11 protein-coding genes are annotated in these 14,327 nt (G+C 39.3%); 5 read left to right on the top strand and 6 right to left on the bottom strand.

Going from position 1 to position 14,327, the window contains the following annotated elements:
- Window positions 1-20: 20 nt before the first annotated feature.
- The 3 genes from H7U22_RS10735 to H7U22_RS10725 all read right to left on the bottom strand — a co-directional run bounded on the left by H7U22_RS10735 (window position 21) and on the right by H7U22_RS10725 (window position 2,975).
- The gene (locus H7U22_RS10735; protein WP_248284720.1) at window positions 21-1,388 is read right to left on the bottom strand and encodes an inorganic phosphate transporter; all 1,368 of its coding nucleotides are present in this window, start codon (window positions 1,386-1,388) and stop codon (window positions 21-23) included.
- Window positions 1,389-1,596: 208 nt separating this feature from the next.
- Window positions 1,597-2,325, bottom strand: coding sequence for an esterase family protein (locus H7U22_RS10730; protein WP_187071360.1), 729 nt, complete (start codon window positions 2,323-2,325; stop codon window positions 1,597-1,599).
- 62 nt (window positions 2,326-2,387) lie between these two features.
- Entirely contained in the window at window positions 2,388-2,975 is a 588-nt protein-coding gene (locus H7U22_RS10725) for a GDSL-type esterase/lipase family protein (protein ID WP_187071359.1), read from the bottom strand.
- Between the two features lie 296 nt (window positions 2,976-3,271).
- On the opposite strand from H7U22_RS10725, the gene H7U22_RS10720 reads away from it, so the two are divergent.
- The 5 genes from H7U22_RS10720 to H7U22_RS10700 all read left to right on the top strand — a co-directional run bounded on the left by H7U22_RS10720 (window position 3,272) and on the right by H7U22_RS10700 (window position 12,046).
- Entirely contained in the window at window positions 3,272-6,262 is a 2,991-nt protein-coding gene (locus H7U22_RS10720) for a SusC/RagA family TonB-linked outer membrane protein (protein ID WP_187071358.1), read from the top strand.
- 12 nt (window positions 6,263-6,274) lie between these two features.
- Window positions 6,275-7,864: a RagB/SusD family nutrient uptake outer membrane protein gene (locus H7U22_RS10715; RefSeq protein WP_187071357.1), complete on the top strand. Its 1,590-nt coding sequence runs from the start codon at window positions 6,275-6,277 to the stop codon at window positions 7,862-7,864.
- Between the two features lie 24 nt (window positions 7,865-7,888).
- On the top strand, window positions 7,889-8,953 hold the full coding sequence (locus H7U22_RS10710; protein ID WP_187071356.1) for a phosphatidylinositol-specific phospholipase C1-like protein: 1,065 nt from the start codon (window positions 7,889-7,891) through the stop codon (window positions 8,951-8,953).
- Between the two features lie 143 nt (window positions 8,954-9,096).
- A complete protein-coding gene (locus tag H7U22_RS10705; protein WP_187071355.1) occupies window positions 9,097-10,269 on the top strand; it encodes a CehA/McbA family metallohydrolase in 1,173 nt (390 codons plus the stop codon).
- A gap of 406 nt (window positions 10,270-10,675) precedes the next feature.
- Entirely contained in the window at window positions 10,676-12,046 is a 1,371-nt protein-coding gene (locus tag H7U22_RS10700; protein ID WP_187071354.1) for a PAS domain-containing protein, read from the top strand.
- Between the two features lie 72 nt (window positions 12,047-12,118).
- On the opposite strand, the gene H7U22_RS10695 is transcribed toward H7U22_RS10700, so the two are convergent.
- From H7U22_RS10695 to H7U22_RS10685, 3 genes are all read right to left on the bottom strand, one after another.
- On the bottom strand, window positions 12,119-12,616 hold the full coding sequence (locus H7U22_RS10695) for a 2'-5' RNA ligase family protein (protein WP_187071353.1): 498 nt from the start codon (window positions 12,614-12,616) through the stop codon (window positions 12,119-12,121).
- 105 nt (window positions 12,617-12,721) lie between these two features.
- On the bottom strand, window positions 12,722-13,243 hold the full coding sequence (locus H7U22_RS10690) for a GNAT family N-acetyltransferase (protein ID WP_187071352.1): 522 nt from the start codon (window positions 13,241-13,243) through the stop codon (window positions 12,722-12,724).
- 181 nt (window positions 13,244-13,424) lie between these two features.
- On the bottom strand, window positions 13,425-14,177 hold the full coding sequence (locus tag H7U22_RS10685) for an SDR family NAD(P)-dependent oxidoreductase (RefSeq protein ID WP_187071351.1): 753 nt from the start codon (window positions 14,175-14,177) through the stop codon (window positions 13,425-13,427).
- Between the last annotated feature and the right edge of the window lie 150 nt (window positions 14,178-14,327).

Below are 14,327 nucleotides of genomic sequence, written 5' to 3'. Positions count from 1 at the left end.
TAAATCTAACTAAAACTATTTTAAACGAAGAGATGGAAAAGCATAAATAAAGCCATAGCCAAAATAATGGATACAGGAAGAGTGAGCACCCAGGCCAATCCGATATTTTTTAAAGTATTGTTGTTGAGGTTTCCTCTTCCGCCCGATGCCACCATAGCCCCTGCAATTCCACTTGATAGCACATGGGTGGTACTTACAGGAAGTCCGAAGGCTGTGCTCAATCCGATGGTGGATGCGGCAACGATTTCGGATGTAGCCCCTTGTGCATAATTTAAATGCTCATTCCCGATTTTCTCACCAATGGTAACCACTATTCGTTTCCATCCAATCATTGTGCCTAAGCCCAGTGAGATTGAGATAATCAGAATAACCCAAAGGGGAGCAAACTCAAAGAGCTTGGTTAGTTCCTGTCTACTTTGAGAAAGGAGCAGGGTATCATTTTTACTTAAAACCAGCGATTGATTTTTTTCTACAACGGCTAAGGAAGCTGTTACCTCTTCAATCTGTTTGCGGAATTTGTAAGTTCCGTGTTTATCCGTTTCGTTTTTTAAAACCAAGTGAATTTTGGCCTGTTGTATTTTGCCGATCAATTCCGTGAGATTACTTTTTTTATCCTGATTAGAAGTGGCTAAATGATTGATTAACTGCTCTGTTTGATTAAGCTGAAAAAGTATTTTGCTATTGGGTATGTTGTGGTTTACGGCAAACTTAGCGGGTAAAAATGCAATTAGGATCAGCATTAGTAAACCAACACCTTTTTGCCCATCATTACTGCCGTGGAAAAAACTAACCAATGTGCAGGTTGTAATGAGCAAACCCCTTATAATTATAGGAGGTCTGTCGTTTTCGCCGTGTGGAATATGGAAAAGAGCATGGTATTTTATCACATGCTTTAAAAAGTACATAAGGAGCACGGCCAAGCCAAAGCCTATTATCGGAGAGAGTATTAATGAAAGTCCAATTTCTTCGGCTTTTCCCCAGTTTACGCCTTTTCCACCATAATACCAAGTAAAGGCCAGTCCGGCACCAATCATTGCCCCGATCATGGTATGTGAACTGGAACAGGGAATGCCGAGATACCAAGTGCCCAAATTCCAGGCGATTGAAGCGAGCAATACTGCCAGTACCATACAGGCACCCACGCCAATTGGAAGATTCATCAATGCATCTAAGGGAACAAGTTTTAATATGCCCATTGCAACGGCAATTCCGCCGGTAAATACACCCATAAAATTCCAAAAACCAGACCAAGGAATGGCGATAACCGGTTTGAGTGCTTTGGTATAAATTACTGTTGCTACTGCATTTGCCGTATCGTGAAAACCGTTTACAAATTCAAAGCCTACTACGGCGAGCAGGCAAACAAGAAATATGATTGCTAAAGGCATACTCAAGTCGGTATTACCAATAAAAGGGAGTGCTATACAAAAGGGGTGCATATTTTTTTTGGATCTCTGTTGCAGAAGTGATTCCCCAAATAACAGTATAACTGCCTGATTAAAAGAGTTTTTTACGTTAAGTTATTGTTATGCTATTGTTTCGTTTAAAAACTGGAGCAGGAAAACATTAACCAGTAAAATGAAATTGGCGATTATTTCAAATGTAAAGTGGAACCATCTTCCGCCAGTAATGTGGGCGGTGGGCGTTGCTCTCCCAAGTATGTAGGTGATTTTGTATGCCTTTATCCCAAAGCAAACGACTGATGTAATGATTTCCACTTAGAAAAGGATCTGTTTCGCCCACTGCAAGTATAATTTCCATTCTTTTTAAATGCGCTAACAGCTCATTGTCGTTTAGATTTGCCAGAAACTGGGCAGGCATATTGAAATAGGTCATGTCGTTACGGAACCCGTTCATAAGGTCTCTAAAATCTCCGGGTGCATCCGTTAAATCATATCTACCGCTTATTCCAACCGCTTTCTTAAATAACCAGGGATATTTCATGGCGAGGTTTATTGCGTGGTAAGCACCCATACTGCAACCTGCAACTTCTATCTCGGCTATATTATTCTTTAAATGAATCAGCGGGATTACTTCATCTAGAATGTATTTTTCGTACTGAAGATGCCTTGCGATTCTGACCGATGGGAAGATTGACTCATTGTAAAAGCTCTCTGCATCTATACTGTCCAAACAGAAAAGCTGGATTTCGCCATCCTCGATCCGTTGATTGAGTGAGGCAACAATTCCCCAGTTCTCGTAATCAAAGAACCGTGCCATTCGTGTTGGGAAGAAAAGAACCGCTCTTCCGCTATGTCCGAAGATTAAAAGCTCCATATCCCTCTGTAGGCTACTGCTGAACCATTTATGGTATTCTCTGTGCATGGTTTAAACTTTGGAGAAAAGTACGGTTCGAATGTTAGCCCGATATTAACTTTCTGTGATGATTAAACCAGTTTTTCTTTAATAATTGATTGCCACAACTGATAACCTGCTCTACTTAAGTGAAGTCCATCATGGTCATAATAAACTGGATTGGGATGGCCGGATTTATCGAGCATTTTTTTAAAAACATCTATGAATTTCCAGTTTCCGTTCTGCTTTATAATCTCACTTTCTATTAGGTTGTTGGTATATTTAAATTGATCAGCCATGTGCCATCGCGATAAACTCGGTTTTAGGGAAATGAAAAAACAGGGTATTTCTCCAAACCTTAAGAAAGCCTTAAGTACTAACTGCTGAAAGAATATAAAGATTTCTTCGGGATTTCTGCCATCTCCCAAATCATTGTCTCCTGCATAAATAATGAGCATTTTGGGTTTGTAATCGGCCATAATCCGTTCAAAAAACCATACACAGGCCGCAAGTGTTGAGCCGCCAAAAGCAAGGTTGGTAACTTTACGGTCGGAAAAATCTTCGTCGAGAGTTTCCCAAAGTCGTAAAGAAGAACTTCCATAAAAAATAATCCCCGGATGGGCTCTCTCCCGATCGTTTCTCTTTTCTAGTAACCTAACTTCTTCTTCATACCAAAACATAGCGCTAAGATAAATAAGATATATTTCTGTTAAATCTGCGGTAAGTTAAGTTTTTGTGACATGATTCATAAGCGTAGATGATCCGTTTAAGTCTCTTTGCTCATAATCCTTAATATTATCGAACGATTTTTGTTAATCAGTTAACATTTTGTTTAACTGCAAAGTCTTTTTTTAACAATATCGTAATCCTATCTGACCAAATTCCTAACTCGGCATTTCCATCTTTGTGCCATACTTAAAGGAGCCTATTAGGTTTACTTTAAACTTGGTTTCCAAACAATCATAACTAATTATTCATGAAACAAAATTACAAATTCAATTATTTGTCTTTGATCGGAAAGTGGCAGTGCCTTGCTGTATTTCTGCTTTTTTTCTCCCTTAATGTTTGCGCACAGGTCAATGTTAAAACCATTAACGGTAAAGTTGTAGACGAAACTGGCCAGCCTGTTCCCGGTGCTACCGTAAGGATAAAAGGAAGCACTGGAGGAACATCCACTGGGCCAAATGGTGCATACAGCATTCAAGCCAAGAGTTCGGATGTATTGGTTTATTCTCTGCTAGGCGGTGTTACAAGAGAAATTACGGTGGGCAACCAAACCAATATTAATGTAACCATAATGCCAGATAACCAAACGTTGAAGGATGTGGTTGTAATTGGCTACGGTACAGCAAATAAAAAAGATTTGACAGGGGCTGTTACATCAATAAAATCTGAAGAGTTTAATCAGGGCGTAATGGTTAATCCTGCACAGCTTTTACAAGGTAAAGTTGCTGGTTTAAATGTTACCAAAAGTGGAGATCCAAATGCTAAACCCTCTACCATTTTGCGTGGCCCCTCTACCTTAAGAGAAGGTGCTGCACAAGAGCCTTTTTATGTAATTGATGGTGTGCCTGGTGCTTCTATTGATTTACTTGCGCCATCAGATATTGAAAATATTGATATTCTTAAAGATGCTTCCTCCACAGCAATTTACGGTTCGAGAGCTGCAAATGGTGTAATCATTGTAACCACGAAACGCTCTAAAAATGGCCAAGCAAGATTGTCGTACAATGGCTATGCCGCTGTTGAAAAGGTATCGAAAAAATACGATATGCTTTCTGCACCAGAATTGAGACAGTACCTTGCAGATAATAAGCAAACCTTAAACGCCATTGACGATGATGGTTCTGATACGAACTGGCAATCTCTTTTAGAAAGAACAGGCTATTCTCAGAACCATAATATTTCTTATGGTGGCTCCGGTCAATCAGCTGATTATGGTGCAAGCGTAAACTATTTGGATAACAAAGGGATTTTAAAAAATACTTCTTTAAAACGTACAATTGTAAGAGGTTATCTTAATCAAAAGTTCTTTAACGATCGATTAAAACTTGGCTTAACCATTACGAACAGCAACTCAAAGAGTACCGATATTTATCAATCGCAGGCTTTGCCCAATATGCTTTTCTACTTGCCAACGGTTAGCCCCTTTAATACAGATGGAACTTATAAGGAGAACTATAACCGTACCGGAAGTGGAACGCGTAATCCCTTATCTATTGTAGATAATAACCACATCGACAACCTGAACAACAAAACGTTGATTAACGGAATGGCACAGGTTAATATTCTAGATGGATTGAAATTTACGGCAAGTGTTTCCTCACAGAGAGATCAGAATAATTACAGTACTTATTTAAACAGCCAGTCTGGTTTGGCCAGAGGCGTAAACGGGCAGGCTCAAAAAATAGATGTTTTAAACAAAAGCCAGGTGCTTGAAGGTTATTTTAATTACGATAAAACCTTTGGCAAACACAGTTTAAAATTGCTTGGAGGTTACTCTTGGCAGGAAGATAGAACCAATGATGGTTTTGGCGTAACCACGCAGAATTTCTCTAATGATAACCTAGGTTACAACAACTTGTTTCTTTCTAATCCAACTTTGCTCTCACAAATTGCCTTTAGCAATGCTCCAATCTCTACTTTAAGACTCATATCCTATTATGGAAGGGTGCAGTATAATTATAATGAGAAATATTTATTCCAAGCCTCATTAAGAGATGATGGTTCTTCTGCTTTTGGTAGAAATAACCGGTGGGGCTTGTTCCCGGCAGTTTCTGCAGGTTGGAGAATAATTGGTGAAGATTTTATGCAGGCTGTTCCGGTTATTAGCGATTTAAAGCTTCGTGCGGGTTATGGTGTATCTGGTAACAGTTTAGGTTTCGATGCTTTCTCTTCTTTGCTAATTTACGGAACGCTTTCTGGAAGCAACAAGTTTTTGAATAATGGAAACATTAGCAATGCAATTGGTCCGGTTAGAAACGAAAATCCAGATTTGAAATGGGAAAGTACGGCAACAACCAACATCGGTTTAGATTTTGGTTTATTTAAAGATAGGATTACCGGTTCGGTCGACTTTTATGTTAAGCGAACTTCTGATCTGATTTACGATCGCTACGAAGTTTCTACTACACAGTTCTTCCTGCCAACAATTACGGCAAACGTTGGTAAAATAAAAAATACAGGTATTGAGTTTTCATTAAATGCGGTGGCCGTTAAAACCAATAATTTTAAATGGACAACTTCACCTAACATCGCACATAACAAAAACGTTGTCGAAACTTTATCAGATGATTTCTATAAGATTGCGGCCATTCAAACTGCACAACTTGGTGGTAAAGGCCAGTCTGGAAATTTTAGTCAGCTGATCCAGCCGGGTTATGCCTTGGGTACTTTTAACCTTTGGAATTATGCAGGTAAAAACGCTGCGGGTGTAAGTACTTACATCAACGCTGCTGGGCAAACCATTGCAACGCAACCGTTAACGACAGATGCAAAAATTGCGGGCGATGCGCAGCCAAAATTAATTTATGGTTGGGCGAACAGTTTCAGCTACAAAAACTGGGATTTGAATTTCCTTGTTCGCGGAGTGCTGGGGAACAAAATTTTAAATGCAACCAAGGCATCTCTAAATAACCCTGCCGATGCGAAGTTGCAGAACATTCCCCGCTTTACCTTGGGCGAGTCATTCAACGATATTAATGCTTACCTAATTTCAGATCGTTTTCTGGAGAGTGGTTCTTATCTCCGTTTGGATAATGCAACATTCGGTTATACAATTAAGCCCAAAACGCCTTCAATTAAAGCCGTAAGATTATATGTAACGGCCAATAACCTATTTGTAATTACAAATTACAGTGGTATCGATCCCGAAATCAACATTGGTGGTTTAACTCCTGGTATCGACAATAATAATTATTATCCAAAAACAAGAACGTTCAGCTTTGGTGTAAGTGCATCATTCTAAAAAAATACGAAAATGAAAAAGTTTATAATCTTATTTAATATTCTGGCTTGCCTCATGGTTTTCGAATCTTGCAGTAAGCTTGATGTCGATGTAGAATCACAATACGTTAAGGATAATTTTCCATACACCAACTCAGATTACGCGGCTCTTTTTGGTACCATGTATTCTAATCTTTCTTCTCAATATGGCGTTCCCTATTGGAGAATGCAGGAGCTTTCTGGTGATGCGGCAATTATACCGGCACGCGATGGAAACTTTGATGATGGCGGTCAGTATCGCCAGCTCCATTACCACACCTGGACAATCGATCATCCAAATGTTAGAGATATCTGGCAGTGGGGTTTTGGGGGCATAAACAACTGTAACCGCCTAATAAACCTAACCAATGAATCGTCGGTTTCTGATGCTTCAAAGGCTAGTAGTTTGGCAGAAGTAAAAGCAATGAGGGCGCTTTACTATTATTTTATGATGGATTTATACGGTAATGTTCCCATAATCGATACTTTTCCTGTAAGCACACTTCCAGGGAATCAAACCCGTGAAAAGGTTTTCGGATTTATTGAAAAAGAGCTTTTGAGCGTTGTTGCACAATTGCCGGTAAAGGATAACAACAACCGCATTTTAGTGTATGGCAGGCCAACGCAGGCGATGGCTTATGCCTTATTGGAGAAAATGTATCTTAATGCTGAAGTTTATACAGGAAAAGCGAGATATACGGATGCAGTAGTAATGGCTGATAATATTTTGAAAAATAGCAACTACGCATTAGATGTAAAGTATAGCGATATTTTCGACGTAAATAACGGGCCACAAATTAATGAAACCATATTTGCCATTCCTTACGATCAGCAGATTCCGGGTAATCAGATGACCAGATTTGGATTTTATCCTGCACTGGCACCTGCTTACGGTATAAATGTTGGGTTTAGTATTGCAATGAGCACTACGCCTGATTATTACAATCGCTTTAATTTAACAAACGATATTCGCAACAGCTTCTGGTTAATTGGTAAACAATATGCACCAGATGCTAACCGCAAACCTGATTTAACCAAGCCTGTTTTTGTAGCGGGTACAACAAATCAAATTGAAATTACGCCTGATTTAATTTTGAAACCGGGTAAGCCAATGGATTTGGGCAATACAGTTGCCGACCAAGCAAAAGGTGTACGCTCGGTTAAATACTGGCCAGACGTTAACGCAATACAAGCAACTAGGTTAAATGGAAACGATATGCCTGTTCTGCGTTTAGCAGATGTTATGTTGATGAAAGCAGAAGCAATTTTACGAGGTGCGGCCGCAACAACCGTTAACGGCGAGTTGCAAACCCCTTTAATCCTTGTAAATAAAATAAGAAATCGTGCCGGTGCTGCAGTTGCATCCACGGTAACATTAAACACTTTGTTGGATGAGCGAGCACGCGAATTTAGCTGGGAAGCTTGGAGAAGAAACGATCTAATTCGTTTCGGACAATTCGAAACCGAATACCCGTTACCAAATGATGTATTGTTTATGAATAAGGATTTAACCAGAAGGATTTATCCAATTCCTGCAAATGAATTAAAGTTGAATACAAATTTAAAACAGAATCCGGGTTACTAATTTTTCCATTCAAAAACTAAAAACATGAGACTGATAACCTGCGTTGGTTTATTGTTGGTTCTGCCAGCGATAGCCTTAATTTCTAAAAGGGAAGATTTGCCGATAAATGAGATTCAGGTTATCGGTTCCCATAATAGTTACAAACAAGCCATTGATCCGGCTTTATTTAAATTAATCAGCGCTTCAGATTCTGCTACCGCTAAGAGCTTAGATTACGAACACCTTGGTATGGCCGAGCAATTGAACATGGGGCTTCGAAATTTGGAGATTGATGTTTATGCGGATGAAAAAGGTGGTAAATATGCTCATCCAAAGGGATTAGAATTGGTTAAGGGCCAGCCAGAATTTGATGGCAAAGGTGAAATGGATAAGCCTGGATTTAAAGTTTTGCATGTGCCAGATTTTGATTTCAGATCTTCTGCACTTTCACTTAAATCTGCTTTGCAACAGCTTAAAAAATGGTCGGAAAATAATCCTCAACATACGCCGGTTTTCATTACCCTTGAGGCAAAAGATGACTCCATAAAACGTAAGGGATTTACTCAGCCAGAAGTATTTACAGCAAATACTTTTGATGAGCTGGATGCTACAGTTCTTGAAAATTTAGGCAAAGAGCATATTATAACACCCGATGAGGTAAGGGGCAAATATAAAACTTTGGAAGAAGCTGTTCTTACCGGTAACTGGCCAAAGTTAAGCAAGGCCAAGGGTAAATTTATTTTCGTGCTGGATGCAATCGGAAAAAAGCGATCTCTCTATATAAATGGCCATGCCTCGTTAGCTCAACGTGTTCTTTTTGCAAATGCAGATGCCGGAACGCCCGAAGCTGCTTTTATGATCAGAAATAATCCAACGGACGTGCAAATTCCAGTACTCGTTAAAAAAGGTTATCTGGTAAGAACCAGAGCCGACAGCGATACGAAACAGGCCCGTAAAAATGACTTTAGCGATTTTGAGGCTGCGTGTAAATCTGGAGCTCAGATTATAACAACAGACTATTATAAAAAAAGCACTCATTTCAAATCTGATTATGTGGTTAGCTTTGCTGATGGTAAATATTTTAGAGAGAACCCGCTATTTAAAAAGTAAGCGCAGACTTTAGCAGAAAATCTTTATTGAAAGTTGGGTGTTTAGAGGATTAGGCAGGAGTAAAAAATCAAACATATTCAGTATTGAACAAATAATCAAGTACCTGATTTTTACAGGTGCGTTTTTAAATTTATAATTTCCTAATGCTTTTATATTCAAAATATTACGGTTTCTTAATAATTGCCGTTCTACTGCTAAATGTTGATTGTGTTTTTGCACAAGATAACAGATTGCCTGTTCCAATAGTAAATGCATCGGGCGTTTGGCTGAAAGGCGATTTGCATGTGCATTCTAGGCATAGTACCGAGTCATCAAATAATTCGGTTGCGAAAATCATAAACTTTTCAAAGTTAGTTGGCATGGACTATTTGTGCATAACCGATCATGATAATCATGTTAATGGAGATGTTGCTCACCATACTTGGGCAGATCCAGAATTCAAATCAGATTCATTGCTTTTGCTCTATGGTGCCGAATGGACGACGACTAGAGGCCATGGGAATGTTTTTTCTGATAAGTCATATAACCATCAAAGACTGTTCGATGTAAGAGATGATCGTGACGTAAATATTGGCAAGGTTAAAAAATCATTAAATATCCACTTATCTGCCAATCATCCCAGCGGTAAAGATAACTTTGGATTTTCCTATGATTTGGTTCAGTCAATAGAAGTATGGAATTCTGCCATGTGGGCAAAAAATGCAAATGCCATAATGATTTGGGATGATATGCTTTCTTCGGGCAGAATGATGACTGGCAGGGGAGGAAGTGATGCGCACCATGGCGTTCCAACTGGATCAGAAAAGTCGGGACCAAACACCTATCAAGCAGAATTTAATTATGTAGGCACACCAACCACTTGGGTTTTTGCAAAAGAACGTAGTTTAACTGCTATTATTGAAGCTTTAAATCGGGGCAAGGTTTCAGTAAGTTCAAATCCTTTTAACCCTCGAGTTGAATTTTATGCAGACCCAAAAGGAAATGGAAATTTTGAAATGATGATGGGCGATAATGCCGTTTCAACAGGTAGGCCTGTCAAATTTCAAGTTCAATTGATTGGCAATACTTTGCCAGAAGAAACCTATAAGGTAACCGTTATTAAAAATGGAAAACAACTTAATGTCTATCAGATTAAAGGCAAAGTTCCTATAACAGAATTTACAGACACACCAGATGTTAACGGACGAACATATTATCGGGTGGTTGTGGAAGGTAAGAATACAGACTATCCTCAGGTTCCAAAATCAATGGCATTAAGCGAAAATATGGTTAGCTTATCAAATCCGATTTATTTCAACTTTGATCCTAAATTTTAGGTTTTAGAGATGTTTTACCGCATCTGCTGATGTAGGTGTTAATAATAGAAATACTTGGTGAGCCTGAATCTTACTGGGCTGTAATGTTAATTTAACCACAATTTCTTTTAGGTGCCTTACCAACGCATTAAGACTTGCATTTGGATTATCTGGCTGTGGTGGATTGTAAAGGAATCAGTCAATTGAAAATTTTAAACCAGATCCATAACTAGTTTTTAAATGGATCAATCGGAGCACATTGACTCTATCTCGCAGTAAAAATATCCTGTAAAAAAACATTTTCGGCCATAGTATTGAGGATTGAGCACAAGGCGGAAAATAATTGATTTATGCAGGTTAGCCACTAAAACAAGAACAGAGCTTGTTTGTTTATAACAAACTTGCCAAGGTAATGCGGGTACAAATAATGAAAAAATCAACTGAAAATCTCTTATCGGGGGATAACGAACAGGTAAGACTCTCTGTACTTGATCGCTACAAAATACTCGACACCCCTGCAGAAGATGCCTTTGATAACTTGGCTACTCTTGCCTGTACCATTTTTGATCTCCCAATCTGTTTAATTTCGTTCATTGGTAGAGATGAGATTTTCTATAAGGCCAACATTGGGTTTTCGGGAAAGGATTCTGAGCCTAGAAAGGGAAGTATGCTAGATTTAACTGGCCAGCAAGAGGATATTGTGGTTTCGGAAAGTTTGGTAGAACACAGAGATTTTTTCTACAGTATGCATAACGTCTCTTTTTTTGCAGCAGTACCACTAGTCATCTCCGACGGTCATATTGTAGGAAGTTTAGCGTTAATGGGAAGTAAAAGGGTTTCTGCTTTTAGCGAAAAAAAACAGGAAATTATGAGAAAGCTGGCAAAAACTGTTGTTGGGCTGGTTGAATCAAGGCTTGTAAGATTAGAGGATCAATCTATTAGAAAAAGCAATGAAGCATTAATTGAAGCCAATAAAAAGATAACTGCTAGAAATATGCTTTTAACCGGCTACAACGATCAGATTGCCAAAGCGAACAGCACCTTGGAAAATGTACTGGATAGTTATGAGCTACTCTTTAAATATACGCCTGTTGCCATTGGAATTTGTTCTTTTGAAGAAAAGATTATCTGGCAGGCAAATGAGGCACTTAATCATGTTTTCGGAAAGGGTAGCGAGCTAATCGGGGTAAAGCTGGAAACACTGATCAGCCAGATTAACGGAAAGGCTGCTTGTAAGACACTAGATTTAGTTCAAGCCAATTCAAATGCTTACCATTTAAAGGGCGCTAAAGTAAAAATCCATCACGCTGAAGGGTACAGAAATATTTATGCCGATCTCTCGCTGCAGCTTGTGGGCAGAATGGGAGACGAGTCTCAGAACATTATGTTCATTCTTGCCGATGTTACTGAGCAGGTAATTCTCAGTCAGATTGCCCGTGAGGCAAATGAAGTGCTGATGAACGCCATAGAGGACACTGGAATGGGTTATACGATAGTTGAATTTGAAACCGGAATAATGCAATCCAACGCACAGCTAAAGGCTAATTATGGCTTTTTGAGCGAGGAGGCATTTAGTTATCCTGATATTTTCAACGCAATGCTCCCCAAATACAGGCAACTGATAAAAAAAGCGGTTAGTGATGCTATTTTAAATAAAGGTATTTATCAAGCAGAATATGAGGTAAAGTGGAGAGATGGAACTCTACACCGCATTAGAGCTTATGGCAAGCCGATGTATGATGCGGATGGTAAAGCGACCCATATTATTGGGTTAAACAAAGTTATTTCTAGTACTTAAAGCTAATGGTGATCATTTGTATTTCGGGAATTCTATCAATTCTGTAAGCTGATGTATCATTACCACAAATTATTAGCTGCCGAAAGTATAACTGCTGTGGTGTTCCCATGGGCCTCCTAAATAGTGCCAAAGGTCTAGGCCTATGGCCGTTGCGCTAAAGGGTTCGAAGTTTTCGCTAAGGCTTTGCAAGAGGGATTTTGCCTGCGCAGGGGTTACTTTGTTCTGAACGGTAATGTGTGGGCGGTAGCCTTGAAGATCTTGAGGAATTAGGGTTTCCTTGAATGCTCGGGCAAGGTGATTCCTGATTTCTTGAAGTTCGAGGCTTTCTATGGCATAGGCCACGCCTGCACCTAAGAATTTCATTCCGGTTATCTTGATCGAAAAGGCTTGTTGATCAATAGCTTGCAGCACTCTGGTGGTTTGAGGTTCGTTTTTTAAGTGATGGAACAGCGTTAAATGTGCCCGCAGAAAATTGCGTTCGGGGGGGAAGTGTTCCGTCCGCATCTGGTCAAAGAACTGCTGGCTTTCTGGATCGAGGCGAAGAGTCAGGATTAGTGGATGGTTTTCCATATGGCTGGGTTTGTTGTGTTAGGTAAGCTCCTTATATGCCTGATAAACCGAAACTGCTCCAGGTTTTTGTGGTGCGTGTTCAGCTTTCTTGATCATCATTTTCCGTTATTGAGATAAATGCTTTTCCATTCCAATAAGTACAATATCGTTTTGTTTGGGTTCGCCAAAGCGCCCCTCAATTTCTTCAAAGGCGATGGAAGTACCGGTGATGATATATCCATTCCTTTTATACCATTCTATTAATTCTATTCTACTGCTGATTACGCTTATTGCAATCCTATCGCATCCATTTGCCAACGCATATGCTTCGGCTTCTTGAAGTAATGCCTTCCCAATGCCCTTCGCTTGGAGCGTGGGCGAAACGGCAAATAAGCCTAAATAGACTTCTGGTTTTTTAAGCTCGAGATATACGGTTCCCAAAATGACACCATTAGTGTCGTTGTATTTTAGGATACGGATGTGCGCCTTGTCGAAATAATTTTTTAAGGTTTGTTCGTCGATTCGAATACCGCCTAAAATTTCTGCTTCTGTGGTCCAGCCTTTTTTAGATTCATCGCCTCGGTAAGCACTGTTAATCAGTTTATGTAAAAATGGTACATCTGTTGAGTTTGCTCTGCTTATCGACATTTCTATGGGTTTTAATGAGGGCGAAAATAACAGAAATTGATGAATCTGGCAATGATGCTCAATGCGGTATTTTTATACATTAACGCTTACAGTATTAAAAGGAAGCCAGAGCATATTGGCTCAAATAAAAAGATCAACCTCTACAGAGATTGATCTTTCCTGCTAAATGCAAAATAATTTTTTAAACCGCAGTATATCCGCCGTCGGCAATAATATAACTTCCTGTGGTGAAAGATGATTTATCCGAACTTAGAAAAGCAACCAGATCGGCAATTTCTTGTACGGTACCTAATCTATTAACGGCACTTTTGGCGGCAATTGCTTTTAGTGCCTCTCCATTTAAATTTGCGGTAAGTAAAGGGGTTTCTATATAACCTGGACCAACTGCATTACACCTAATGTTTTTTTGAGCATACTCTACAGCGATATTTTTGGTTAGGCCAACAACTGCATGTTTAGAGGCTGTATAGGCCGGGCTATTGGGTGCGGCAACTTGACCGTGGATGGATGCAATATTAATGATGGAACCTCCACCATTTTTTTCCATTTGAAGCAATTCGTATTTGCAGGCATAAAAAACACCATTAAGGTTCAATCCAATCACTCTATCCCATTCTTCGGGTTCGTAATCTCCTGTGGGTTTTGCTGGTCCGGCTATGCCGGCATTGTTGCAAGCAATATCCAGTCGGCCATATTGTTTAACCACTTCTTCTATCAGTCTTTTGTTTTCTTCGGCTTTTGATGAATCTGCTTTTACAGCGATCGCATTACCACCATCCTTTTTAATCAGATTTACGGTTTCAATTGCATGTTCTTCATTGATATCGGCTACAACAACTTTAGCGCCTTCTTTTGCGTATGTGATGGCGATGGCTCTACCAATTCCCGAACCCGCACCCGAAACAAGGGCTACTTTATTTTCTAATATTGACATGATAATTTATATTATTTAAGTACTAATAAACGAACGGATGGGCGGGTGTAAATGTTTGTCAGCTGAAAGTTGTTTAACATTTAATACCTCACAATAAAGACATTTTATTATTGGTGAGGGATTATGAAATAGGTTCGCTTCTGTAAAAAC

The organism is Pedobacter fastidiosus, assembly GCF_014306625.1.
Taxonomy (GTDB): Bacteria; Bacteroidota; Bacteroidia; order Sphingobacteriales; family Sphingobacteriaceae; genus Pedobacter; species Pedobacter fastidiosus.
The sequence above is the reverse complement of the archived record's forward strand: the minus strand, read 5'-3'. Positions and strand labels throughout refer to the sequence as shown.

Coding starts and splice junctions, on each gene's coding strand:
- H7U22_RS10725 (WP_187071359.1), bottom strand. CDS start 2,975: ATGTTTTGGTATGAAGAAGAAGTTAGGTTACTAGAAAAGAGAAACGAT.
- H7U22_RS10685 (WP_187071351.1), bottom strand. CDS start 14,177: ATGTCAATATTAGAAAATAAAGTAGCCCTTGTTTCGGGTGCGGGTTCG.
- H7U22_RS10730 (WP_187071360.1), bottom strand. CDS start 2,325: ATGCACAGAGAATACCATAAATGGTTCAGCAGTAGCCTACAGAGGGAT.
- H7U22_RS10700 (WP_187071354.1), top strand. CDS start 10,676: ATGAAAAAATCAACTGAAAATCTCTTATCGGGGGATAACGAACAGGTA.
- H7U22_RS10710 (WP_187071356.1), top strand. CDS start 7,889: ATGAGACTGATAACCTGCGTTGGTTTATTGTTGGTTCTGCCAGCGATA.
- H7U22_RS10695 (WP_187071353.1), bottom strand. CDS start 12,616: ATGGAAAACCATCCACTAATCCTGACTCTTCGCCTCGATCCAGAAAGC.
- H7U22_RS10705 (WP_187071355.1), top strand. CDS start 9,097: ATGCTTTTATATTCAAAATATTACGGTTTCTTAATAATTGCCGTTCTA.
- H7U22_RS10690 (WP_187071352.1), bottom strand. CDS start 13,243: ATGTCGATAAGCAGAGCAAACTCAACAGATGTACCATTTTTACATAAA.
- H7U22_RS10720 (WP_187071358.1), top strand. CDS start 3,272: ATGAAACAAAATTACAAATTCAATTATTTGTCTTTGATCGGAAAGTGG.
- H7U22_RS10715 (WP_187071357.1), top strand. CDS start 6,275: ATGAAAAAGTTTATAATCTTATTTAATATTCTGGCTTGCCTCATGGTT.
- H7U22_RS10735 (WP_248284720.1), bottom strand. CDS start 1,388: ATGCCTTTAGCAATCATATTTCTTGTTTGCCTGCTCGCCGTAGTAGGC.